13 protein-coding genes are annotated in these 25034 nt (G+C 68.2%); 5 read left to right on the forward strand and 8 right to left on the reverse strand.

Going from position 1 to position 25034, the window contains the following annotated elements; genetic code table 11:
* Positions 1-19: 19 nt before the first annotated feature.
* The gene (locus ACI2K4_RS01410) at positions 20-811 is read right to left on the reverse strand and encodes an alpha/beta fold hydrolase (protein WP_404507871.1); all 792 of its coding nucleotides are present in this window, start codon (positions 809-811) and stop codon (positions 20-22) included.
* 629 nt (positions 812-1440) lie between these two features.
* Entirely contained in the window at positions 1441-6411 is a 4971-nt protein-coding gene (locus tag ACI2K4_RS01415; protein ID WP_404507872.1) for a LamG-like jellyroll fold domain-containing protein, read from the reverse strand.
* A gap of 268 nt (positions 6412-6679) precedes the next feature.
* Between ACI2K4_RS01415 and ACI2K4_RS01420 the strand changes: the two genes are divergently transcribed.
* Entirely contained in the window at positions 6680-13672 is a 6993-nt protein-coding gene (locus ACI2K4_RS01420) for a polymorphic toxin-type HINT domain-containing protein (RefSeq protein WP_404507873.1), read from the forward strand.
* Entirely contained in the window at positions 13669-13947 is a 279-nt protein-coding gene (locus ACI2K4_RS01425) for a hypothetical protein (RefSeq protein ID WP_404507874.1), read from the forward strand. Before ACI2K4_RS01420 ends, ACI2K4_RS01425 begins: the two co-directional genes overlap by 4 nt.
* Positions 13948-14315: 368 nt before the next feature.
* On the opposite strand, the gene ACI2K4_RS01430 is transcribed toward ACI2K4_RS01425, so the two are convergent.
* On the reverse strand, positions 14316-14546 hold the full coding sequence (locus tag ACI2K4_RS01430) for a hypothetical protein (RefSeq protein WP_404507875.1): 231 nt from the start codon (positions 14544-14546) through the stop codon (positions 14316-14318).
* Between the two features lie 293 nt (positions 14547-14839).
* Here ACI2K4_RS01430 and ACI2K4_RS01435 point away from each other — a divergent pair, with 293 nt between their 5' ends.
* A complete protein-coding gene (locus ACI2K4_RS01435; RefSeq protein ID WP_404507876.1) occupies positions 14840-15034 on the forward strand; it encodes a hypothetical protein in 195 nt (64 codons plus the stop codon).
* Positions 15035-15481: 447 nt separating this feature from the next.
* Positions 15482-16474: a hypothetical protein gene (locus ACI2K4_RS01440; RefSeq protein ID WP_404507877.1), complete on the forward strand. Its 993-nt coding sequence runs from the start codon at positions 15482-15484 to the stop codon at positions 16472-16474.
* Positions 16475-17745: 1271 nt separating this feature from the next.
* Here the strand turns inward: ACI2K4_RS01440 and ACI2K4_RS01445 are convergent.
* Together ACI2K4_RS01445 and ACI2K4_RS01450 are read right to left on the reverse strand one after the other, a co-directional pair.
* Complete coding sequence (locus ACI2K4_RS01445; RefSeq protein WP_404507879.1) at positions 17746-17928, reverse strand: hypothetical protein; 183 nt, start codon at positions 17926-17928, stop codon at positions 17746-17748.
* A complete protein-coding gene (locus ACI2K4_RS01450; RefSeq protein ID WP_404507880.1) occupies positions 17919-19763 on the reverse strand; it encodes an amidase in 1845 nt (614 codons plus the stop codon). The genes ACI2K4_RS01445 and ACI2K4_RS01450 overlap by 10 nt, the downstream gene beginning before the upstream one ends.
* Positions 19764-20078: 315 nt before the next feature.
* Between ACI2K4_RS01450 and ACI2K4_RS01455 the strand changes: the two genes are divergently transcribed.
* Positions 20079-22514, forward strand: a complete 2436-nt coding sequence (locus ACI2K4_RS01455) for an AAA family ATPase (RefSeq protein WP_404507881.1) — start codon at positions 20079-20081, stop codon at positions 22512-22514.
* A 167-nt stretch (positions 22515-22681) separates the two neighbouring features.
* On the opposite strand, the gene ACI2K4_RS01460 is transcribed toward ACI2K4_RS01455, so the two are convergent.
* Genes ACI2K4_RS01460 through ACI2K4_RS01470 form a run of 3 tightly spaced genes read right to left on the reverse strand, consistent with a single transcriptional unit; the run spans position 22682 to position 24903 of the window.
* Positions 22682-23296, reverse strand: coding sequence for a response regulator transcription factor (locus ACI2K4_RS01460; RefSeq protein WP_404507883.1), 615 nt, complete (start codon positions 23294-23296; stop codon positions 22682-22684).
* Entirely contained in the window at positions 23296-24456 is a 1161-nt protein-coding gene (locus tag ACI2K4_RS01465; protein WP_404507884.1) for a sensor histidine kinase, read from the reverse strand. Before ACI2K4_RS01465 ends, ACI2K4_RS01460 begins: the two co-directional genes overlap by 1 nt.
* 12 nt (positions 24457-24468) lie before the next feature.
* Positions 24469-24903, reverse strand: coding sequence for a DUF6069 family protein (locus tag ACI2K4_RS01470; protein WP_404507885.1), 435 nt, complete (start codon positions 24901-24903; stop codon positions 24469-24471).
* Positions 24904-25034 lie beyond the last annotated feature (131 nt).

Genomic DNA, 25034 nt, shown 5'->3' on the forward strand with positions numbered 1-25034 from the left:
GGGTCCTGCGGTCGGTTGGTCAGCCGGCCAGCATCGCGGCCATCTGGCGCGGGTGCACGACGTGCGGGAAGTGGCCGCTGTCGGGCAGCACGGTGATGACGAGTTCCGGCAGCGCAGACTTCAGCCACCCCCGGTACGCCGGATCCGGCTCGTAGCCGGTCACGTAGTGGTACGGCACACCCTCGGATCGGATCACGCCCAGGTCGCGGACCCGGCGTTCGCCGAGCTCCTCGGCGGACTTGGTCAAGATCTCGTTCCAGTAGCCAAGTAGCAGGTCCTGCCGAGGGTCGGTAGCTGTGGAGACGAGGTCCCGCGCCGGCTGCGGCAACTGGTCGACCTGCATGTTGACGAGCATCCGGTTCCAGACCTCGCCCCAGGCCGGGCTGCGCAGCACCGGTTCGGCCTGCCGCAGGATCTCGCCGAACTTCCCCACCAGCAACGGCTGGTCGATGTTGACCACGCCACGGGTCGGGTAGGTCGCCGCGTACATGGTCACCAGCACGCCGCCGAGCGAGTGCCCGACGACGACCGGGGCGGTGAGTCCGGCGGCGGTCACCGCCGTGTGGATGGCGGCAACGACCTCGTCAAGGTCGTAATTCTCCCACCGTGGCGACTCCCCGTGTCCGGGCAGGTCGACGGCGAGTACCTGTCGGTCCGGGTCGACGGTCGCCAGCTCGTCCAGCAACGGCCCCCACTGCCGCCGGTCGTAACTCAGACCGTGTACGAGGACCAGCGGCGGCCGGTTGTCGGCCGTGCCCTGAATGTCACCGGCCAGACGGCCGAAATTCTGCGCGTCACGTGTGTCCGTCATATCCCTCTCCCGTCGCCAAAGCTCACGAGGGTGGCGTAACCAAGGGGTGCACAACCTGTACGTGGCGCAGGCCACAGGCACACCGCAGCCATCACCACGCGGAGGCGGGGCGGCGACTCCAAATGGATAGGGTGACTCCGAGTAACTTGTTCCGATCATCCCATTTATTCGACTGGTTGCCGCCATAATGGGGGAAGCGACCGGCGCCTACCGGTTCATTCAGGGTTGTGCGTTTTCATGTTGACCGATGGCGCGGAAGGTGTCGCCGAGCTTCCCATCGGCTGCCGGCGACCCGGATCAGGGTGGCGAGCGGCACCCGGTGCGGTGACCAGCATAGGCGAAAACCGCAACTCGCCGGTTTTTGAGTGCGGCGGATCAGTAGGTACTCGTTGCCGGTGGCGCCGATGACGATCCGCGCCCGGTGGGGCCGGCTGCATTGAGCTGCTCCGACCGTCTCAGCGTGTGTCTAGGATGCGGACATCCGTGCTGCTCAGGACGTTGCGGACCGTTCCTGGAGAGGTCGTGATGCCCAGGGTGGCGTCTTCGTGTGTGTGCAGGCGGGTCCGCGTCGGAGGAACACTGATGGGCCGGTGCATCACTTGCGCCGGCCCATCGGTCGTACTCCGTGCTTAGTTTCCGTTCATGATTGTCCGGATTTGGTTGGTGTCGGTGATGGGTCCGACGTAGGCGCGGACGTCGTCAATGGTGCCGGGGAAGAAGCCGGCGTTGTTGTCGAGGTACTTGTAGCTGCCGATGCGGATGGGGCCGGTGGCGGCGACGCCTGCGGTGAGGGTGCCGGTCGCGGCTTGGGCGCCGTTGACGAAGAGGGTCATTTTCTTGTTGTTGGGGTCCCAGACGCCGCAGAGGTGGGTCCAGGTGTCGGGGGTGGCGGTGCCGGGTGCGGCGACGGTGGCGTAGGCGCTGTCGCTGGTGGCGATGACGAACTCCCATGCCCCGACGGCGTTGGTGCGGAGGTAGAGGCCGCTGGACCGGGATGCTTCCTGGCTGACGACGGCGTGCCAACCCAGATCCGTGTTGTTGTGTTTGGCCCAGGCGCAGATGGTGTAGCCGATGGTGCTGTTGAGGGTGTTCGGGGCGGTGGCGTAGTTGGCGCCGTTGAGGGCGAGTCCTTCGCCGTACTTGCCGCCGTTGCCGGTGGTTGCTCCGCCGACGAGGGTGAGGTTGCGGTAGCTGCCGGAGGTGTCGGTGGTGCCGCCGGTGGCGTTGTCGAACTTCCACTCGCCGGCCAGGGCGTGTTGGGTGCCTGGTGCGGCTGCGGAGTATCCGTTCATGATGTCGTTGACTTCGTCGGTGTCGGTGATGGGTCCGTCGTAGGCGCGGACGTCGTCGATGGTGCCGGGGAAGAAGCCGGCGTTGTTGTCGAGGTACTTGTAGCTGCCGATGCGGAGCGGTCCGAGGGTGGATACGCCGCCGGTGAAGAGTTGCCGGTTGGCGAGGGCGCCGTTGACGAAGATCATCATTTGGGTGGTTCCTGGGTCCCAGACGCCGCAGAGGTGGGTCCAGGCGTTGGGGGTGGCGGTGCCGGGTGCGGCGACGGCGGCGTACGCGCTGTCGCTGGTGGCGATGACGAACTCCCACGCTCCGACGGCGTTGGTGCGGAGGTAGAAACCGCTGGAGCGGTTTGCCTCTTGGCTGAAGATGGCGTGCCAGCCCAGGTCGGTGTTGTTGTGTTTGGCCCAGGCACAGATGGTGTAGCCGATGGTGCTGTTGACGGTGTTTGCCGCCGTGGCGTAGTTGGTGCCGCTGAGGGTGAGTCCTTGGCCGTACTTGCCGGCCCCGGTGGTGGTTGCGCCGCCGACAAGGGTGAGGTTGCGGTAGCTGCCGGAGGTGTCGGTGGTGCCGCCGGTGGCGTTGTCGAACTTCCATTCGCCGGCCAGGGCGTGTTGGGTGTTGGTCGCGCCGAGTTCGGTGGGAGTGAGGGCGGCGTTCCAGGTCTGGACGTTGCTGATCTGTCCGGAGTAGTACGAGGAGGGGGCGCTGTTGGTGAGGTAGCGGCCGATGACGAACTTGCCGCCGGCGGGCCAGGTGACGGCTGGGTTGTGGTAAGCGGTGTCAGCGAGGGTGCCGCTGACGTACAGGGACATGGTGTGTGTGCTGGCGTTGAAGACGGCGGCGAGGTGGGTCCAGAGACCGAGTTGGGCGCCGGCCGGGGCGACGGCCTGGTCGTATACCCAGCCGTTGGTGTCGCCGGTGGCCATGCCGAATCGCCAGGTGTTGTCGTCGGCGTTGTCCCAGAGGATGAAGCGGGACGAGTGGGCGCCGTCCTCGGAGAGGATGACGCCGCCGGCACCGGTGGGTTTGACCCAGACGGAGAAGCTGAACGATTTTGTCGTGTCGATGAGGGTGCTGTTGCTGGTCAGGACGTCAGTACGGGTTCCGTCCGGAGTGGTGCCGTTGGCGGAGGTGTTCATCAGCAGGTCGGGGCTGTAGAGGTCGCCGTCGTGCCAGATGGGACGTCCGCTGACGGTCAGTGGTGTGCCGCCGGTGGTGTCGGCGGCGTTGGTCGCGACCGTGTTGTCGGTGCCGTCGTTAAGCGGCCAGGTGTGGGCGGAAGTGACGAGGGTTTGAGTCGGTTGTGCCGTGATGGTGGGGGTCGTCGTCAGATTGCTGGTCAGGTACGCGGTGACCCGGCCACCGGTGCCTACGGTCCACAGGTCGGGGTTGCCGTCCCGGTTGATGTCGGCGGCGCGTAGGACGAGGTTGGCGGCGGTGTTCCAGCCGCTCGCGAGCTGTGATTGGGTGTAGGTGAAGTCGATTCCGTCGAACGCGAGGCGCTGCCAGAGGTAGAGCGCTCCGGTGCTCTTGTTCCAGAGGAACAGTGCGGTTCCTCCGGTGGGCGTTTCGGCGCTGGTGATGGTCCAGTTGTTCCAGTCCGTGCCGCCGGTGGGCGTTGCGGTGGCGAGGGTGACGGGCCATTGGTAGTTGGCGGTGCCGTCGCCGCTGGCGTAGTAGTTCAGGTAGTAGCCGTGGTCGCTGTCGCCGGTGACGGAGAGCAGGTCGGCCCAGGCGAGATGTTGGCCGGATGCGTCTCCGGCGCTGACGATCTGGTTCGGGTTCAGGTTGTTGTCGTCGAGCAGGTCATCGGTGCGGATTCTGACCCCGTTCTGCGCGGTCGGCATCGGGGAGCCGTCACCGCTGCCGGTAAGGTAGGCGCCACTGCCAGCGCGTGAGCCGGTGGGGTAGTAGGCGAGTACGCCTTGCAGGCCGTTGCCGGTGAACCGGCCGGTGCTGATTTGAGCTCCGCCGAAGTCGGCCGGGTCGCGGGATCCGAGTAGTCCGTCGGCGCCGAAATTGCTCGCGTTGGTGGCCAGTGCGTTGGTGGTCTTGCCGTTGGCGAGCCAGAGCCCCGGTGGGAGTCCGTTCGCTGATCCGGCGACGAGCAGGTCGGAGACGTTGTCACCGGTGAGGTCGGCGTCCGCTGCGGCGGTGGCGGGCCGCGAGTTGAAGGTGACCGTGGCCGTTTCCCCGAAGTTGCTGGCGGCGGAGAGGCTGGTGACGGTCAGCGTGTTGGTGCGGCGGGTGGGGGTGACGGCGATGGTCGCGGCGCCGCCGGTCGAAGCGGTGACCGTGCCGGGGGCGCCGCCGTTGAGCTGGTAGGTGTAGGCGGTGGGTACGGTGCCGGACGCCGGTGGGTTGACCGTGATCTCGGCGGCCGTCCCGATGGTGGTGGTGTCCTCACCGGGCGTCGGCACGTTCGGGGCGCCGGTTCGAGTCGGGTCGAAGTCGAAGTTGCAGGTGGTCGACCAGTTGCTGGTGGCCAGGGTGTCGGTGACCTGCACTTTCCAGGAGAACCGGGTGACGGCGTTGCCGGAGGCGGCCTTGAGGGTCGCCTGCGCGACGCTGAGGACCGCGGTGGTGCCGGAGGTGTAGGTCAGGTTCGCGGGGTTGGACGAGGCGACGGCCGTCTGGTTGGCGTCGGTGGTCTTCCAGAGCTTGAACGCGACCCCGAGGCTGCCCCCGTCGGGGTCGGAAACCGGCGCGTAGAGCGATACCGGGCCGTCGCCGAGGGCGGTCGGCGTTGAGGCGGCGCAGGATGTGGCCGGGGAGGTGTGCAGGCCGCCGGGTGTGTTCGGGGTGTGGTTGTAGGTGATGCTCAGTGTGGGGCTGGTCTGGAGGAATTCTTTCCAGCTGTTGAGGTCCGACGATTCGTTGACGCCGGTCATGACGAACGTCTGGAGTTTTTTGTTCTTGCTGACGGCGGATCTGATGGTCGAGAGCACGTCGAAGGACACACCGGCCTGCGGGCAGGACGAGCTGTATCCGTGCGCGACCTTTTGTGACGCGGCGACGCCGCCCAGGTCGACGCCGTCCCAGTAGTTCCAGGTCGCGTTCGATGAGGAGAGCGTTGTTGACGGGGCGTAGACGTTCACCGTTGTGGCGGTGCAGGAGTACGAGTACGTCTCGGTGATTTTGAACGTGGCCGAGTTGATGGTCGCGCCCGCCAGTACGGCGGTGTTGATCGGGAAGTTGATGAGGGTGTGCGACCACATGCTGCCGGCGTTGCCGACCTGCATCCTTCCCTGCGGGTCCGGGGTGTTCTTCCAGTAGTTCGTGCTGGGAAACGGCTTGCCCACCGTTGCCCAGCCGTTGTTGCTCGCACCGGAGGAGGACCAGCTCGGATCGATGAAGAGCGGGTAGACCGTGTCGGCGCCGGACAACAGTTTCGGGTCGGGCGCGAGGACGATCTTGTTGGCCTGGACGGTGGCGCCGACCTTGGCCGTGTGGGCGCCCCGGCCCGGTCCGCTGGCGCTCGACGTGTTGGCGGTCGCGGCCTTTCCTGCGGTGGTGGGGCTCGGGGTGGCGCCCTTCGCGCCGGCTGCCGGTGTGGCCTGGGTGGTGGAGTCCCACATCAGGGGCGTCGGCGCGGTGAAGACCAGCCGACCGGTACGGTCGCTCGCGGTGAGGTTGCCGGCGTCGTCGGCGGCGAGGGTGACCCCGTTCGTCGTGGTGCTCAGGGTCAGTTGCTTCAGCGCGGGGTTGGCCGCCGCGGCTGCGGTGTGCACGACGAAAACCTGCCGGAAACCGCCCTGGGCGTCCGCGCTTACCTGGAGGTCCACGTCGGCCAGGACGTCGGCGTAGGTGGCGGTGTCACCGGTGAGGGTCGGTGCCGGTAGTGGCATCGGTGCGGTCAGCGCGAGTGAGCGTCCGCCGTTGTCCATGGTGGCCAGGGGGCCCGTGCCGCCACCGGAGAAGGTGACCGAGGTGGTGGTGACGGCTGGTCTGATCGTGCCGTCCGTCGCGCGGGCGAGGTCGGTGTCGAGGCTGTGCCAGTCGTCGCCGACCCGTTTGCGTACCGGCACCGCCGAGCGGGTCAGCGTCAGGGTGCCATCCGCGTTCGCGGTCACCAGGTCGGTGGCGGTGGTCGCTCCGACCACGTCGACCGCCTTGCCCGAGCGCTGTGCCTGGGCGAGTGCCTGCTCCGTGGTGAGGACCGACGAGAGTGACGAGGGGGGCTCGTCGACCGGTGCGGCCGACGCGGCGGGCGCGGGGACGAGTCCGACGGCGCCGAGTAGCGCGGTGGCCGCCGCGACGGCTCCGGCCAGGACTTTGTTCGGTGGGCGACGTGTGGATACACGCATGAATGGCTACTTTCGCGCGCTGTGACAGTTGGGGTGCCCGAAGGCTTCGACAGCTAATCAAGATCATCCCGACGGCCACCATGCGTGAGATGCGAGTCACTGTCCGTTTGGCGCGAGAGCGTCTACTTCGCCCACTTTTTGATCTTGGACCGTTACCTGTTCGTGATCGTGTCCGGCGGTTTGATCATGGGACAGTGGCGCCCGGCCTGCGGCGGATGGACTCCGTACGGGTCGGTTGGTTCCTCGAGTTTGACGGGGTGAGGGTGCGATGAGACGACACGCGGTGCTGTCGCGTGGGGCACGGATTCGGCGCGTACTCGCCGCCGCCGTGACCGTGACGATGCTGGGTAGCGCGGTGGCGGTCACCCCCGCCTCGGCAGCGAACGTGAGCGCCAAGCCCACACCGCCGCCGGCCACACCCGTGGTCCGGTCCGTGCGCGGGGTGAAGCCGCTACCGACGCACTTCGCGCCACAGGCGGAGCGGTCCAAGCCGTACGCCCCAGCGCACACCACCTGGCCGGCGGCTCGTACGAGCTCGCTCACCTTGGGCACACCAACCACCGCCGCCAGCGGCGCTCAGTTGCGGAAGGTAGGCGCCGAGGGCTCGCCGGTATGGGCGCAAGCGGTAGCCGACGGCAAGGGCCACTACTCCGGTCCGCCCGCGCTCGACGTTCGGGTCCTCGACCACACAGCAGCACAGGCCGCGGGCGTCGCGGGCGTGCTCCTGACGGTGGCGGGCACCGGTGCCACCGGTGCCACCGCCGCGAGAACTGCCGGCGCCGCTGTTCAGGGCGAGGCCACCGTCGGAATCGACTACTCCTCGTTCGCGCAGGCGTACGGCGGCAACTACGGCCTGCGGCTGCGACTGGTCGCCCTACCCGCCTGCGCCACGACGACTCCGGCCCTGCCCGCCTGCCGGCAGGCGACACCGCTCCCGTCGACAAACGACGCCGCCAGCCAGAGCGTGTCGGCGCGGGTGAAGCTCACCGGAACGGCGCCGATGGTCCTCGCGGCCGTCGCCGCCGCCTCCACCGACGGCGGCAAGGCGGGCACGTACGCGGCCACCGACCTGATGCCCTCGGGATCCTGGACAGCCGGGACCAACACCGGATCGTTCACCTACTCGTACCCGATGACCGTCCCGACGACATCGTCGCCCCTGATCCCGTCGGTGTCGCTGAACTACGACTCCAGCAGCGTCGACGGGCAGACCGCCTCAACCCAGGCCCAGTCGTCCTGGGTCGGTGACGGCTGGTCCACCCCGAAGTCGTACATCGAGCAGTCGTTCGTGTCGTGCTCGGACAACCCAGGCGGCAGCGCCTCACCGGTATCCACCCCGGACCAGTGCTACGACGGACCGATCCTGACCCTGTCGCTCAACGGCTCGTCGTCGTCCCTGATCTGGGACGAGGGCAAAAAGGTGTGGAAGGCCGAGAGCGACAAGGGTGAGGTGATCACCCACGTCACCGGCTCGAACAACGGCACCGGCACGTACAACACCGACTACTGGCGGGTGACGCTGCGCGACGGTACCAGCTACGAGTTCGGCCGCAACCAGGTACCAGGCTGGTCTTCGGGGAAGCCGACGACGAACTCGGTCGACGTGCAACCGGTCTACTCGCCGCACTCGGGCGACCCGTGCTACAACGCTGCTGGCTTTGCCTCGTCGGTCTGCACCATGGCCTACCGGTGGAACCTGGACTACGTCAAGGACATCCGCGGCAACGCGATGGCCTACTACTACAAGCAGGACACCAACTTCTACGGCCGCAACAAGGGCGCGAGCAACGTCGCGTACACCCGCGACAGCTACCTGGCGCGGATCGACTACGGCTTCCGCGACGGCGGCGCCTACGGCACCGTCCCGAACCAGGTCCTCTTCAACACGGACAACCGGTGCCTGTCGGGCACCTGCGCACCGTTGAGCGACAGCACCAAGGCGAACTGGCCCGACGTGCCGTACGACCTGGTCTGCGCGGCCGGCACCACCTGCATGCCGTGGAGCCCGTCGCACTTCTCGACCGTCCGGCTGAAGTCGATCAGCACCCAGCAGTGGTCTACCGCCCTGTCGAAGTACGTGCCGGTCGACACCTACGTCCTCGCGCACAGGTTCCCGGAGACCGGTGACGGAACCTCTCCGACGCTCTGGCTGGACTCGATCACCCGCACCGGGTCGACCGTCAAGGCCGACGGCTCGACCGAGTCGATCACGCTCCCGTCCGTCTCGTTCACCGACACGAAGTTGGAGAACCGGACCAGCCCGAACGACGGTCTGCCCGTCTTCTACCGCCGCCGGATTGGAGCCGTTACCACCGAAACCGGCTCGGTGATCAGCGTCACCTACTCGCAGCCGAACCCCTGCGGCAACACGTCGACGCTCGACCCTGCCACCAACACCTCCTCCTGCTACCCGGTCTACTGGACCCCCGACGGCTTTGCCGACCCGATCAAGGACTGGTTCAACAAGTGGGCCGTCACCAAGGTGACCTCGACCGACCCCACCGGGGGCGCCGCGGCGACCGCGACCAGCTACAGCTACACCGGCGGGGCGGCGTGGCACTTCGACGACAACGAACTCGTCAAGGCCAAGAACCGGACGTACGGGCAGTTCCGCGGCTACGCGAAGGTGCAGACCAGGAACGGTGACGGGGTCAACGACCCGCGTACGTTGTCCGAGGCCACCTACTACCGTGGCATGTCGCGCAACAACGGCGGCGCGGCGGTGAGCATCACCGACTCCCAGGGCGGCAAGCACGACGACGCCGACGAACTGTCCGGCATGCTGCTGGAGTCGACGTCCTACCTCGGTGACGGTGGTCCGGTCGACAGTTCCACCATCACGTCGTACTGGGTGTCCGCGGCAAGCGCCACCCGCACCCGCACCGGGCTACCGGCTCTGACCGCGAACGTCGTCGCGCCGGTGTTGACGTACAACCGGCAGGCCGTCACCGGCACCGGGGCGACGACCTGGCGGGTCACCCAAACCGACAACAGCTACGACACCGCCACCACCAGCACCTCGTTCGGGCTGCTGCAACGCACCTACGTCCACACGGTTCCGGCCGACCCGGCCTACGACCAGTGCACCACCAACACCTACGCCCCGGCGAACGTGACAAAGAACCTCGTCGGCCTGCCCGCCGAGGCCGAAACCGTCGCGGTGGCCTGCGGCGGCTTCACCCAGGGCTCCCCGGCCTCGGTGCCGGGAAGCGTCAACACCCTGACCGCCCCGGCCACGGTGTCCCGCCCGTCCCAGGTCGTCAAAGCTGTCCGCACGTACTACGACGACCAGGACTGGTCCAGCACCTGGCCCCAGTCGACGGTGCCGAGCACGGGCGACGCGACGATGACCCGTACGGCCACGGACTACACCGCAGGTGCGTACGTGTGGCAGACCACCAGCCGCGCCGGCCTCTACGACAGCTACGGGCGTCCGACCGTCGCCTACGACGCCAACGGCAACAAGACAAGCTCCTCGTACGCGGTGAACGCGGTCGGGCTGACCACCGGCGTCAGCATCACGAACCCGCTGAACCAGACCTCGTCCACCACCCTGGAAACGACCCGGGGTCTGACCCTCACCGCGACCGACCCGAACGGGGTCGTCACCACCCAGCAGTACGACGCGCTCGGGCGGAACAAGGCTGTCTGGACCGACTCGCGGGCAACGAGTCTTCCAGCGAACTACACCTTCGACTACCAGGTGTCGAAGACCGGAGTGACCGCCACCACCACCAAGACGATGAGTGAGGGGGCGTTCTACCGGACATCGGTCGCCATCTACGACGCGATGCTGCGTTCCCGGCAGGTTCAGTCGATGACGCCGAACGGTGGCCGGATGATCACCGACTCGTTCTACGACAGCCGAGGCTGGGTCACCCGCACCTACAACAGTTGGTGGGACAGCCGGTCCCTGCCGGCGGTGTCGACTCCGGTCAGCGCGGCCGACCTACATACCCAGGTCGCGGACCAGACCTGGAACACGTACGACGGCCTTGGGCGGGCGGTCGTCGTCACCGCCGCGAAGGACGGCCTGGCCGTCTCCAGCACGACCACCGTCTACAACGGTGACCGGACCACCGTCGTTCCGCCAACCGGCGGTGTCACGAAGACCAGCGTCCTCGATCCGCTCGGACGCACCAGTCACCTCCTCGAATACACGACTCCGCCGACGGTCAACATTCCGTCGAACATGTTTACCGGCGTCTTCACCGTCACCGACGGCACCGCCGTCGACACCAGCTACGGCTACGACGCCCGTGGCAACCAGACAACCGTCACCGACACCGCTTCGAACACCTGGACCTCGACGTACAACCTGCTCGGCCAGGTCGTCGCGAAATCGGACCCGGACGCCGGCACCAGCAGCATGCGCTACGACGACAACGGCAACCTGATCCAGAGCACCGACGGGCGGAACAAGACCCTGTCGTACACCTACGATCCGCTCAACCGGAAGACCGGCAGCTACGCCGCCACCGTCGAGGCGCAGTCGACCGCCAACCGGGTCGCTTCCTGGGTGTACGACAACTCCGACAACGCCGTGCCCACGATGAAATACCCGATCGGGCACCTCACCACCAGCACCTCCTACGTCAACGGTGCCGCCTACAAGGTCCAGTACAACGACTTCAACGTCTTCGGCAAGTCGCTCAGCGAGACGGTCACGATCCCCGCGACCCTCGCCGGGCCACTCCTCGCCGGCAGTTACACCTACGCCCACAAGTACGCCAGCATGACGGGCCTGCACACCAAGGACGTCCTCACGTCCCACGGAGGTCTGCCGAGCGAAACGATCAACTACGCCACCACCGGTCTCTTCGACGTGGTCAGCGCAGTCGCCGGCACGGGTAGCTACGCCCTCAACATCCTCTACGACGCCTACGGCCGCGTCACCCAGCAGGTCCTAGGCAACTCGACCAACCAGGCATCGGTCACCTACATCTACGACCCGCACAACGGCCGACTCACCGACCAGCTCGTCAACCGCGGCACCGCCACACCCAAGGACACCGACAAACAGACCTACAGCTATGACCTGGCCGGAAACATCCTTCGCAAGACCAGCACCCGGCTGTCCGCCGCAACCCCGTCGGAAACCCAGTGCTACGGCTACGACGGCCTCGCCCGACTCACCTCCGCCTGGACCGCCACCGACAACTGCGCCACCACCCCGACCACCACGAACCACACCATGGTCGGAAACAACATCGGCTCGGGCAGCGCCTACTGGACGAGCTGGCAGCTCAACCCGATCGGCAACCGCACCCAACAGGTCGAACACAACCTGACCGGCAGCGCCGACACCACCACGAACTACCAGTACAGCACCGCGCAGCCGCACGCCCTGACCTCGACCACGGCCAACCCTGCCGGCACCACCACCTACGGGTACGACACCGCCGGCAACATGACCACCCGTAACGCCGGCCAGGGCAACCAAACACTCACCTGGAACGAGGCGGGCAAACTCACCGCCGTCACCGGCGGCACCGCCGGCAACAGCGACCTGGTCTACGACGCCGACGGCAACCTCCTCCTCGAAAAGAATCCATCAAGCACCATCCTGTACCTGCCAAACGAGCAACTCGAACTCCGCAACGGTGCCACCGCTGTCACGGGCACCCGCTACTACCCACTGCCGGGTGGCGGCACCGCCATCCGCACCGGCGGTGGCGCCAACTTCTCCTTCGCCATCAGCGACCAGCAGGGCTCCCCGAGTCTCTACCTCGACTCGACCGCCCAAATCCCCACCTGGCGGCAACAGACTCCGTACGGTGCACCCCGGGGTGCTGTCGGCACGTATCCCGACAACCGTGGGTTCCTGAACAAGCCGGTCAACGCCGACATCGGGCTTGTCCATGTCGGTGCCCGGGAGTACGACGCGACGATCGGCCGGTTCGTCAGTGTCGATCCGGTCCAGGATTTGACCGACCCACAGCAGTGGAACGGCTACACATACGCCAACAACAGCCCCGTCACCATGAGCGACCCCACAGGGTTGCGCCCGGAATGCGGAAGCGGAAGCGTCTACGACTCTTGCGACAACGCGGTCAAAGCGGCGTCAGGGTCGGACGAGGCGAAGAGCTTTGGCGGATGGAGCAACAACAAGGTCGGCTACAACCACTGGGACCGACCGGTGCAACACGTACGGCAACCAGGCGAAGAAGCGCCCGCCCGCAAAACCAAGGCCAAGAGCGACAGCAGTTGGTACAGCCACGCATTCAACAGCACCATGCACTTCGCTCAAGAACACCCCGTACTGACCGGAATAGTCGTCGGACTGGCTGTTGAAGTCGGCTGCACCCTAGCCACGGGCGGAGCGGGAGCAATCGGATGCGCCGCCCTAGCCGGAGCCGCCGGCAACGCCACGACCAGCGCACTCGAAGGCGGTTCGACCGGAGATATCCTTGTCAGTGCGCTTGAGGGGGCCGCGATCGGCGCCGCATTCGCTGGAGCAGGCGCAGCACTCGGTCGAGTCGGTAGGGCATGCAGCAAAGCCCACAGCTTCGACCCAGACACACCAGTCCTCCTCGCCGACGGCACCACCAAGCCGATCAAGGACGTTCAGATCGGCGACCAGGTCACCGCAACCGACCCCACCACCGGCACCACCACCGCCCAACCAGTCACCGCTCTACATAACAACAACGACACCGAGCTGACGGACCTCACGATCGTCGTCGCTGGTGTGGCGACCACGCTGCACACCACCACCCATCACCCCTTTTGGGACGCGACGACCAGCGAGTGGACCGACGCGAGCAAGCTGCGCACCGGCCACCTCTTACGCGCCCAAAACGGGCAAACCGCAACCATCGCCGAAGTGCACAACTTTACCTCCTCGCGCCAGATGCGCGACCTCACCGTCGATCAGTTTCATACGTACTACGTGGTCGTCGGCGAGACTCCGGTCCTGGTCCACAACTGCCCGATAGACGAGGCGGCTTCAGTTGCCTCTGAGGCGACGGTCCGGATGCGGCATTATACTAATTCGAAGGGTGCTGCTGGTATTGTGGAGAGTTCCGTGATTCGAGCGAGTGATCAGAACAAGGTCTTCTTGGTGCCTGCTAAGGGTCGCCCGATGAGCCCTCGTGATGCTGAAGCTACTCTGGGTATCCGGACCGGTCGTGGCCGGAAGGTGCTTGAATTTGATGTGCCGGCTAGTCGCGTGTCTAGTCGGTATAATTCAATGATGGGTATCACTGAATGGGTTGCAGATGGCGACCTTTTCGTATCGAATATTCGGGTGGTGCGATGATAATTGGTCCAGAATGCCGGATTGGTATTAGCGATGCAACTGATATTGCGACCGATTTGAACGAGTTCGTTTCGACCTTCGATCAGATTTATTCGCGGATTGCTTTCGAGGGTGCGGGAGCAGACTTGTTGCTTCAGTATTTCAACGATCGCAATGTGCGGAGTCGGTTGGCAAGGGCTCGCAACATCGTATTCGACGCGCTTGAGGCTGAAGTCGGCCAGGATGCTGCGGATGAGATTGGCGAGCGGGGGTACCGTTATTTCGATTCTAGATAAGTGAGTTACCGCAGCAAGGATTCAAACCCGGAAGCGGTCACTGTCCGGCTCGTGTCGTGGTTCGGACCTCTTCCCGAAGTCGGAAGGGGTCAGGGCGTTTGAGGCGTTCGGAACTCGGCGGGATCCGGGCGCCCACGGAGCATCGCGCTCAACTGGGATTGGTCTCACGGCAACTGCCGGACTGTCTCAATGGCATACTTCATTGCCGGCTCTGCTTGCACGTCGACCGTCTCGTTGTCTCCGATATAGCGGCCGACAGGGTAACGTCGTCCCACCCGGGTACACCGCTGCGCACCTCATTCGGCAGGAGTTCATGACTGAACCTCATCGCCCGCTCGAATGACGGGGTCTCCTTCGGCTGCAGACCCTTACGCGTCCGATATGAGTTTGATGAGCCTTGCGATCGGTTCAGTCTCCGCGTCGTGGTGAACACGATGGCCTGCGGCACCGAAGATCAAACGGGCTTCGGCCCTAGCCAAGTCGGCCAACGCCGCGACTGCTCCTGGCGCGAGCATGCGCCCCTCGGCCACTTCGGCCTGCGCCGCCAGCGCTTCGATGAATCGGTCCAAGACCTGCTCCCGCATCTCGTCGTCGATCACGGTATGAGCGCATGGCAACCACGCCCATGCCTTGCCGGGGACCTTGAAGCGGACGGGACGACGGCGACACCAATGACTTGGTACCCGCATCTCGGCAGTTTCGGACGTCGGCCGACGTGGAGGGCCAGCCACGGGGCGTGACGAATCCTGGCTGGCTGCTGGAACGGACGGCGGCATGAGAAGACGCTGCGGATCGGCCGGATTGCCCGCTGGTGCGCCAGGCAAGTTCCGCGCACCAGGCCTCGGAGATCCTGCGGCCAGCGCCGATCTTGTCTCGACGCTATCGTGACCTAATGTCCGAAACTGAAAACATCTCCGTCGTCTACTTCAGCGCGGCTACACCCGGTGCCTTGTTCGCTCAGGCAGCTCAGTGGTGCAACTCCAACGATGGCCGGTACGTCATCGAGGCCATCCGCTACAAGGAAGACTGGCACCTTGAGACCGACGAGCGGTACGAACTGGGCCTCTACTTCGAGCCTCAAACCTAACTATTTGATCGGGCGCGGTGACGATCAGATCGGGTCGTCCACGTATCATGCATGGTGCGAGGCCTATAGCGCGTCTATACCTTGCTCGGTGTCGACGTCTCCATCAACCCGGACAGCACCAGCGACGGAGTCTCGACCCCGCGGGCTCCGCGATGCATCGACGCCAACAGCCAGCGTGCAGCCGCTCGACCCACCAGGATCGGGCGTGCTTTTATCGACATGATCCGGCGCCGCGCTGGCGTCCGTTCGCGGCCACGCTCCGTGACCCGCGCGCAGCCCGGCGCCGCGCCTGCTCAGCGGCAGATCCGGAGGTTGCCTCCTCGGGATTGGGCATGATCGCCGGATAAGGCTCTGAGCCGTGGGTCGCCGCTGTTCGTCAAAAATCGTGCTGCCGGCGTTGGCGTTCGGCCTGAGTGCAGATGATCATGTTTGTTACCCTGGTCCGCCGTGAGCTACTACGGCACCATCCTGATGACTCGGGCCGATGTGGTCATGACCGGGTTGCCGCACATCGAGTCCATCGGGTTTCGGCACCGGCGGTTGCGCGAACTCGGGGACGGCTGGCAGGTGGTGGAGACGTCGGGCTGGGACGACCCGCCGGATCTGGAACGGGCTGTCGGTGAGGCGGCCCGCTGGTGGAAGGCTCCGGTGTTCGGCGCGTACGTGGCGGACATCTGCGCCCAGATTCACGGCGCGGCTGCCGGTCTGGCCACCTGGTCGGGGCATCTCCCGGACGCCGGTGACGTGGACTGTGGGATGCGCCACCGGCCGGCCGTGTTGGCCGGCGACACTCTGGACGATCTTGAAGCTCGCATCATCGACTGGGCTGCCGCTGTCGGCTTGCTGGTGTCCGCCGCACGGTTGAGCCGTGCGCTGCGATACCGGCATACCCGGCAGGGTGATTCAGACGGCCCGTATCTCTCGCAGCACGATCAGATTTTCGAACTGTTACACGCGTTCGGCTTTCCCGTGATGTCCGCCCCACGGGCGTACGCCCTCGATCCGGACGACGAACCATTCGCGGAGGTGACCGCGGGCATGTGGGGACTGGCCTCGCAGGCCCGTTCGGCTGCCGCGTATCGCGCTGCTGGTGCCCGGAGCGACCAGGCCGCTGATTGGGAGGCCGAGGCGATCGCGCTGGACCTGGACGTCTATGCCGCGTTGTATGGCGGTGGGCATCCGGTTGCGGAGTTGACCGCACGGGCCGAGTGGATCAGCTCGCTGTACCGTGCGGCACGAGAGGGCACACCGCCGCCCCCGCGAGAGCTAGGCGTCGGCGGATCGCTGGTTCGTAACCCACAGCACATCGCGCACGATCTGGGCCCGAGCATGATCGCGAGCCAACTGGCGGCCAGACGAGAAACCGGTGACGCGATGTCGAACGAAACTTACCTCGCCGACCCGACGAACGGTCCCGGCAGGTGGCCGGACCTGACCTGACCACGCCGACACCACCGCCGCAACAACGTGACCTCGACGGTCGAATAGATCGCTCTCGCACGAGTGGACGCCCAGCCAGCCCCGGGAGCTACCCGCAGCGTGGTGTCACGTCGGCGGCAACGCCCGCGTCGCGGCAAATCAAGACATCCGACCTTGATGGCCGCGTCAGCGTTCTGTCACCCCATAAACCCGGTCCGGCGTGTCACCAGACCCGGCCAACGTTCGTGGTCACAGCACTAGCGACCACCACGTGACGGCACCCCGCTCTGTGCGTCCCTCAACAGTTTCCCTGTCGCGGCGAAGCGTTCTGCCGCCTCAGCGCTGCGTTGGATCTCGTGACCGTCATGCTGTTGCCTATCAACGAGTGCTTCGTTGGAGCCAACCACGCCCGACGCAACGTGTAGCTGTTGGGTTACGTTGTGATCTGTTGAGGTGTTTCTGCTCGTGGCCACCCTGGTCGTGTCGCCGGACGTCACGCGGCTGCCGCTCGGCCCCGTCAGCACCATCAGGTTCTGAGCCCACCCTCGTCGAGGTCCTGCGACCCGGTTGGCGGCGCCGGCTAAGCGGCGACCAGGTCCCACATCGCCGTGGAGTACCGCTGGGACGGCCGTGCACTGACCAGCACGGTGTGGATTCCGCCGAACCATCCGACAGGCCGATTCAAGCCGCGATCGGCGGCGCCTGGTCCGGCGTAGCGTGCAACAACACCCACACCGGCCCATCGCCGCCGCTGGACGCCGTCGACGTCGGCCGCACGCTCGGACTCCGCCACGCTGGTACCCCCGGAGACCGACCTCATCAACTACCCGATGCGCACTGCCGAAGACCACGATCCGTACCCAACAGCGACTCAACAGCCCGCGGCTGTCGGGTACTGGCGGCGCGTTGTTGGGTGCCCGCGATGCGTTGTTGGGCTCCCGCGACGCGCTGTTGGGTCGCCCCAGCCTGGACGCGGGCGACGGGCAGGGCTCGCGAGGCTGTGGCGACACGAACACAGGTCGCCTCCCGGATAGCTGCACGAGTCGGCGTTTGTCTTCGACCGCCGCAACGGCGTCAGACCGAACTGATGCCGGGCGTCGTCCCGGCCCGAGCGAGGGTGGCGTTCTCGAGTGGCGTCGCGCCAATCAGGTTCGCCATGTTGGGTCAGAGGATCGGTCAGAAGTGCGCCGTCCGTCCGTGACGCGAATCTCACCCAAGTCGGGGAGGTGGCCGGCGACGGCCCGGTCCCGTCACCGCCGGGACCGGGCCGCCATCTCGTACGGAGTGTCGGGTCAGTGGGCTGGCGGCTCCTCGGGGAGGTCGTCGCCGTACGGGTAGTAGCTGGTGCCGAGCTTCGGTCCCCACTCGACGGTGAGGACGGGCTCCGGCTCGTCGTCCGGCTGGCGCAGCGGGAAGCCGGGGTTGAGCAACGGTTGCCACTCGACGGTCAGGTACGGCCCGGTCGTCATGCCCACGCCCTCTCCGCCACCAACGGGTCGTTCGACAGTTCCGGCGGCACGACCTGTTCGGCCGGGGTCAGCTCACGCGCACGTTCGCCGGTGAAGGTCGGGTCCGGTGGTGCCGCCCGGTGGTGCGTGGGATGCCGGTCCTGGTAGTCGATGGCGGCCTGGACCAGGGCCGGCTCGGAGAACCGTGGTCCCCAGAAGGCGGCGTTGATCGGCAGTCCCTCGGTGCTGTCGTAGCCGATCGGGAACGACACCATCGGCCAGGCCAGCGCGTTCGGGAGTTGGTAGAAGGTGCGGTAGTTGGGCAACTGGGTGCCGCCCGACCGGGGTCCGATCCGTGCGCCGATCGGCAGCACCAGCATGAAGTCGACCCCGGCGGCGTCCAGTGCCCGCTGGTAGTTGGCCTGGAGGGTGCGGCGGCGGCGTTCGCCCTCGTCGCGTACGGAGGTCGGGACCGTTCCCGCGATGGCGGTGTTGGCGGCGAAGTCCCCGAACTGCCGGCGCAGCGCCTCGGCGTTCTCCGGGTGCGACTCGGCGAACGCCTCGACCGCCTGCCAGTAGCGGATCTCGTACCGGTTGGGGCCGAGTACCGCCGTGGCGGGTGTGATGGGGCTGCCCACCGGCACCGGCAACCGGTCCGAGGTGCGGAAGTAAGGATCGTTCTCCGGCACGGTGACGTCCAGGCCGGGGAAGTCCTTGACCGTGGCCCCGAGTCGGACCAGTTCGGTTCTGAACCGTTCGAGGGCCGCCCGGTGGTCGGGGTCGTACGTGTCGGCCGGCGGCACTCCGGTCCCGCCCCGGGTCATCCAGTCGGTCTGCGGCACCCCGATGGTCACCCCGGCCAGCGGTGACCTGCCCCGCCGGGCGGTTACCGGGAGCGCCGGGAACGGGTGTGGGGCGGCCAGGGTCAGCGGGTCGGGTGCGGGGTCGGGGCCGAGGATCGCGCTGAGCACGAGGGAGGCGTCCCGGACCGAGCGGGTGATCGGCCCGAGCACGTCGTAGCCGGGGGAGAGCGGCATCACGCCGGCCGTCGAGACGAGGCCGAGCGAGGGTTTGATGGCGCTGGCTCCGTTGGCGGCGGCCGGCATGATGATCGAGCCGCCGGTTTCCTCGCCGATGGCCGCCGCCGCCAAGCGGGCGATCGGGGCGACGCCGGAGCCCTGGCTCGATCCGCCGGGGACGAGGCGCGGGTTCCAGGCGTTTCCGGCGAAGGTGCCGGCGATGGAGCCGGAGAACGCCGAGGCGATCGTGTGGCCGATGATGACCGCGCCCTGCGCCCGCAGCTTGGCCACCACCGTGGAGTCGCGACGGGCCAGGTTGCCGGTGTACGCGTGGGTGCCGTTCTTCGCCTCCAGTCCGCGTACGCCGATCGAGTCCTTGATGCCGAACGGGATGCCGCAGAGTGCTGCTGCCGTACCCTTGCGCAGCAGTTTGTCGGCGGCGGTGGCCTGGGCGAGCGCACCGGCCCGGTCGATGCGGACGAAGGCGTTGTATCCGCCGTTGTCGCCGTAGGTCTCGAACGGGCCGTTGAACCGGTCGATGCGTTCCAGGTACGCCTCGGTCAGCTCGACGGAGCTCAGTCGCCGGGCTCGCAACAGGACGATCAGTTCGGCGATCTCGTAGTCGACGATCCTGGGGCGGCGCGGGATGTCGTGCACCGAGGGGAGGGACTTGAGCAGGTCTGTGGACTCGTCCTGGGTGGCGGCTGCGGGGTCCGCGACGACGAGCGTGGTGACCGTCGCGCCGGCCATCGCGGCGCCGCTGCCGAGCAGCGTCCGGCGGCTCAACCCCGGTCGGGTGGTGTCGTCGGTCGGGGTGGGAGAGGTGTGTGACTCCTTGGGCATGTGCTGAGGGCTCCTGTCTTCGCCAGGATGGGGCACCACGCCGAGATGCCCGCTGGCCACCGGTCGGCGACCCGCTCAAGATCATTGCACACTTGGACTCTCGTCGATTTCGTCAATTTTGCGCACCGGTAAATTGGCGTCGTCCCACGGTTCATCCGGCGAAAATCATCTGCGGGTGTTCGCGACGGATTGTCCGGACTCCGGCCGGCGCCCGGCCGGTGCTCGGCCGGCGCCCGCCGTAATCACCGGCTCGGGATCACCCGGGCGGTTACGCACCCTGCGTGTCGATGCGCTCCGTGACCGTACGCTGAGGTCGTGGCCTTGATCGGACGCCGCCGGGAACTCGCCGCGGTGGAACAGTTGCTCGACCGAGTCGTGGCCGGCGTCGGCGGGCACCTTGTTGTCACCGGGCCGCCCGGCGCGGGTCGGACCGCGTTGACCGACGCCGCCGCGCTGCTCGCCCGCTCCCGTGGGGTGCCGGTGTTCCGCACCACCGGCACCGCCCTCGACTCCGGCCTGCGGATCTGGGACCACCTGCTGCGCGATGTCGACCTGGCCGAGCTGTCGGGCGACACCGGTCCAGCGGACCTCGACCGGGCCGCCCAGGCGATCGCCGTCGGCGGGCCCCGCCTGCTGCTGGTCGACGACGTGGACCGGGCCGGTACGCAGGCCGTGGCGTTCCTGGCCCGACTGGCGCCCCGGCTCGCCTCGGGCGCGACCGCGCTGCTGGCGACCTCGGCCGAATCGCTCGGGCTGGCGCCGGAGCTGCATCTGCGCGGGCTGACCGAGTCCGAACTCGCCGACCTGACCCCGGAGCTGTCCGCCGACGCGGTGCACGCGGTCTGGTTGGCCTCGTCCGGGCTGCCCGGGGTCGCTCTCGGTCTGGCCGGCGAGCTGGACGGGCTGGGCGTCGACGGGGACGCGGTCATCCATCTGGCGCTGACCACACCGTCACGGGCGGAGTTCCTCCAGCTCGACGTCGGCCTGATCCGGCTGCTGGAGGCCGCCGCCGAGCGCCCGTTGCCGCCGACCACCCGGGCCCGGGTGCTGGCCCGGCTCGCCCGTGAGCTGCTCGGCGATCCCTCCGCCGGTGCGCGTCGACGTGAGCTGGTGGACGAGGCGGTGGCGTCGGCGAGGACGACCGGCAGCCCCGGCACCATCGCCGAGGTGCTCGACGCCCGGCTGCACGCGCTCTGGGACCCGGCTGCCGCGTACGAGCGGTTGAGCACGGCGGCGGAGATCGTGGCGCAGGCCCGGCAGGCCGGCGACGCGGTGGTCGAGCGGCGCGGACTGTTCTGGAGCTTTGTCGCGCTGGCCGAGCTGGGTGACCTGGGCGCCGCCGAGACGGCTCTGGCCGCGTACGCCCAGGCTGCTGAACTGGGCGGCGACCCGGAGGCGGCGGTGATGGTGCTGGCCCGTCAGGCGATGCTCGCGACGGTCCGGGGTCGGTTCGACGTGGCGGCGTCGCTCGCGGCGCAGGTGGGTGCACAGGGCCGTCGGGCCGGGCTCAGTGACACGGACCGGCTGGTCGCGTCGCTGCTCGGGCGGATCGCCCTGCTCCGGGGTGAGCACGGTTCCGAGGCGGAGGGTCTGCTGTTGCTCGCCCGGCGGCTGCCGGGTCACTTCTTCGAGGCGACCGCCGCGCGGACCCTGGCCGAGTCGGGTCGTGAGGCCGAGGCGCTGCTCGAACTGGAACGGGTGCTGCCGGCGGTGCTCGCCGGTTCCGGGCCGCGCTGGGTCGGAGCCCTGGCCGACCTGGCGGTCGTGGCGGCCCGGGTCGGCGGCCCGGCGGACGTGCGGGCGTTGTACGACGCACTCCTGCCCTATCGGGGTCGGCTGGTGGTCTGGGGTGGCGCCAACACCATCACCGGCCCGGTCGACACCTACCTGGGCCGGCTGGCCGCCCGGTTGGGGCGACTCGACGACGCGGTGTCCCATCTTGACCAGGCGGCCGACCTGGCGCAACGGATCGGTGCCCTGCCGTGGCTCGCGGACACGCTGGTCGCCCGGAGCCGAGCCCTGTCCGAGCGGGATGCAGCCGGCGCTCGGCACCAGGCTGGCACTCGGCACCAGGCTGGCGCTCGGCACCGGGCCGGTGACTGGGACCGGGTTGGTGACCGGGACCGGGCCGGGGACGATCTCGGTCGGGCTCGTTCGATAGCCGAGCAGCTCGGACTGGCCGGGCTGCTGGCGACGCTGGCTCCGGCGCCGGACGAGTGGCGGTTGGGCCGGGACGGCGACGACTGGCTGCTCGATGCGGGCGCCGAGACGGCCCGGCTGCGCGACGGGCGTGGGGTGCGGTATCTGCGGAGCCTGCTGGCCGCGCCCGGCCAGGAGATCGCCGCCCTGGACCTGGTCGCGGGTGGTTCCGGTCTGCGAGTGCCCGACGGTGAGCCGGTGCTCGACGACACCGGCCGCGCCGCCTTCCGGCGTCGGTTGGCGGTCCTCGGTGAGGAGTTGGAGGCCGCCGACCGGGCCGGCGACGTCGAGCGGGCGGGCGCCGCCGAGGCGGAACGGGCCGCGCTGCTGGCCGAGTTGCGCCGGGCCACCGGGCTGGGCGGCCGGTCGCGTGCCCAGGCTGGCGAGGCCGAACGGGCCAGGGTCAACGCGACCCGGGCGTTGCGGTCGACCCTGGACCGGGTGGAGTTGGCGGCGCCGCTGGCCGGCGCCCACCTGCGGGCGTCGCTGCACACCGGTCGGTTCTTCCGCTACCAGCCGGCGGCGGGTGGCCCGTCCCGGTGGAGGGTGTGACGCGGGCGTACGAGCGACGCCGGTCGCTCGTACGCCCTCCGGGTCACCGGTTGTGTTCGGCCGCACACGTTGTGCTCGGGCTGGGCGTGGGCCGGTGGGTCGCGTTCGCAACGCACTGGAGGAGTATCTGACCGGCCCTCGGGCGGTGTCGCGGAGCGGGCGCCAGCTCAGAGCCAGCCACGCTCCCGGGCCAGGCGCAACGCCTCGGCCCGGTTGCGCGCGTCGGTCTTGCCGATCGCCGAGGAGAGATAGTTGCGTACGGTGCTCGCCGACAGGTGCAGCCGCGTGGCGATGTCCGCGATCGTCGCGCCACCGGTGGAGGCGTCGAGGACCTGACGCTCCCGCTCCGACAGCGGGTTCGGGCTGGCGCTGAGCGCCTGCGCGGCCAGTTGCGGGTCGACGGCGATCTCACCGGCCAGGCACCGCCGGATCGCGGCGGCCAGCCGCTCCACCGGCTGGTCCTTGACCAGGAACCCCCGCGCGCCGGACTGGAGCGCCCGTTTGAGGTAGCCCGGACGGCCGAACGTGGTCACGATGATGACGACACAACCGGGCAGCGTCTCGGTCACCTCGCCGATCACCTCAAGGCCGCTGCGCCCCGGCAGTTCGATGTCGAGCAGGGCCACGTCGGGGCGTTCCCGGCGTACGGCCGGCAGGATCTCGTCGCCGCGACCGACGCTCGCCACCACCTCCATGTCCTCTTCGAGGTTGAGCAGGCTCGCCAGGGCCGAGCGCATCATGCCCTGGTCCTCCGCGATCAGAATCCTGGTTACCGACGTCATCACGGCCTCCCGGATAGCGCGGGTACCGGCACCGCCACCGCCAGGCGGAACCCGGAGCCGGTCGTGGCGGCGGTCAGCTCACCGCCGAGGTCGGCGACCCGTTCGCGCAGCCCCCGCAGCCCACTGCCGCCGTCGCCCGGGTAACCGTCGCGCCCCTCGTTGCCGTCACCGTCGTCGACTACCTCGACCCTGGCGATTGCGCCGTCGAACGCCACCGTGATCCGGCAACCGCCGGCCCGCGCGTGCCGCAACACGTTTGTCGTACCCTCCCGGACCACCCAGCCGAGCAGCGAGTCGACCCGTGGGTCGAGCGCCACCGCCGGCGCGCTGATGTCGACCCGTACGTTGCCTGCGGTCAGCGCGGTACGGGCGTTGGACAACTCCTCGGCGAGGCTGACCGAGCGGTAACCGCTGACCGCCTCGCGCACCTCGGTCAGCGCCCGCCGGCCGATCGACTCGATGTCACCGGCGTGCTCGACGGCCGCCTCCGGGTCCCGGTCGAGCAGTCGTCGGACCGCCTCCGCCTTGACCACCACCACCGACAGTGTGTGACCGAGCAGGTCGTGCAGGTCACGGGAGAGACGCAGCCGCTCCTGCGCGACGGCGGCCCGGGTGAGCTGTTCCCGGGTACGGGTGAGTTCGTCCACGACGCCGACTAGGTACTGCACCAGGAACGTGGCCGCACCGGCGAAGAACGTGGAGAAGCCGAGGAACAGGGCGGCCTGGAGCGACCGGCTCTCCACACCGGCCGCGATCGCGCCGCTGACGGCCAGCGACCAGATCAGGCTCAGCGCCCACCGGGGCCGTACGGCCACGGCGGCGGCGATCGCGAGCAGCGGGAACACGAACTCCCGGTCGGTGCGCCAGGCCACCAGGTAACCGGTGCCCAACACCGCGAGAAGCAGCAGCAGCCACTCCGCGTTCCGATGTGCCCGGACACCGGCCTGGAACGGCAGCCGGACCGTGGCCGCGTACGCCGCCCCGAGCAGCACCAGCGACCCGGTCCGCAGCACCTGCCCGGCACCCACCGCGGCGACGACCGGTGCCAGCAGCAGCACGGGCATCCACACCAGCGCGAACCAGGGGCCGGGATGACGCGCGACCCAGGCCGTGGTCGGGTCGATCTCGACGCAGTCGAGCGTGCTGTCGTCCGATCTCATCGACATGTCCGCTCAGCGACCCGAGGTGCGCTCGGCCGGGGCCGGTGCGAGCCCGACGACCAGCGTTACCGCGACGACCAGGTGCATGGCGACCAGGGTAGCGACCACGCCGGCGGCGGCGCCGGCCGTGGCCGGTCCGACCAGGGAGAGGGCGAGCACCGCCCAGGCCGTGAAGCGCCAGACCCGGCGACCGTCCGGCCGGCGGCGCTCCAGCCACGCGAGCAGTGCCCACCCCGCGCCCCCGGCCAGGATCGGCACGAGCGCCACCGCGGCCGGGCCGATCGACCGCGCGTCCGCGCCGGCCCCGACCGTCAGGTCGAGGCCCGCCACGGGCACGGCCACCGTCCAGACGGCGAGCGCCGACACGGCGGCCGCCGCCAGCGTGACCGCCCGCCGCGCGCCCGAACCTCGGGCCGCCGACCGCCGCACCTCGAATGTTTCCGTCATCGCCCTGCCTCCTCGTCGATTCCCACCGGCTCATTCCCGGTGACATCGACGCTACGGAGCGGGCAGGGTGTGGTGGCAGGCCGCGATATCCCGTGATCCGCAGGACAAATGTCCTGGCCGGTGGCGCAACT

This window comes from Micromonospora sp. NPDC050397 (genome assembly GCF_044901685.1).
Taxonomy (GTDB): Bacteria; Actinomycetota; Actinomycetes; order Mycobacteriales; family Micromonosporaceae; genus Micromonospora_G.